A 729-nucleotide genomic window follows, 5' to 3' on the forward strand; every position below is an offset into this window, starting at 1 on the left:
ATGGCGGGGCGGGAAGGCCTTGACCCGTCGGGCTGCGACCGGCGCAGGGTGAACAGATGCTGCCTGGCGGTGGCGCCGGCGAGCGCAGCGCCGAGGAATGCTGTCGCCTCGCGCACCGACGGATCCGGGCTCGCGTCGATGTTGCGGGCTGCCCGCACGTAGTTCCCGAGGTCATGCCCGGGTCCCAGCCCGGCGCCCTCACCTGCAGGGGTGGCCGCGGGATCGGTCAGGGTCACGGTGACCCGTTCGCGCCGGTCCGGATTCGGCCTGGCGTCGGTGCCCGGCACCCAGTCTTGGGCGTGCTCCAGGTGAACGCTCCGGACGCCAGGGCCGGGGTTGATGCCGGCCACCGGCGAGCCGGCCGTCAGGACGAAGCCCACGTTGTGGTTGGCCAGGAAGGCGGGATCGGCGGCAAGGTTCATGGCGTGGATGCCGCCCTGGCTGTATCCGACCAGCATCACCAAATCCTCTGCGTCGGCCCCGGCTTCCCCGAGGGCCTGCGACACGGCGGCCGAGACGAACGCGCTCCTGCCGGTGACCGCTTCGGCGATGCCGGTCTCATCGAACGGGTTGGCGGTTGCCTCGGCCGAGCCCGCGGCTTGGGTGCCCGGCATCGCGACGACCCACAGCTTTTGGCCGCCGAGGGCGGATACTTCGAGCACCTCCACGGTGCCGTCCCCGGCGCGGTCCGCGCTGGCCGTCCGGTGGAGCAGCCCGGCCAGGGACGCC

Annotated in this window: 1 pseudogene; it reads right to left on the reverse strand. The window is 72.8% G+C overall.

The annotated features are described in order from the left end of the window. Nucleotides 1-729: pseudogene (locus AC5RUJ_RS17665) on the reverse strand (hypothetical protein); the annotation flags it as partial.

The organism is Arthrobacter sp. Y3223164, from assembly GCF_059091005.1.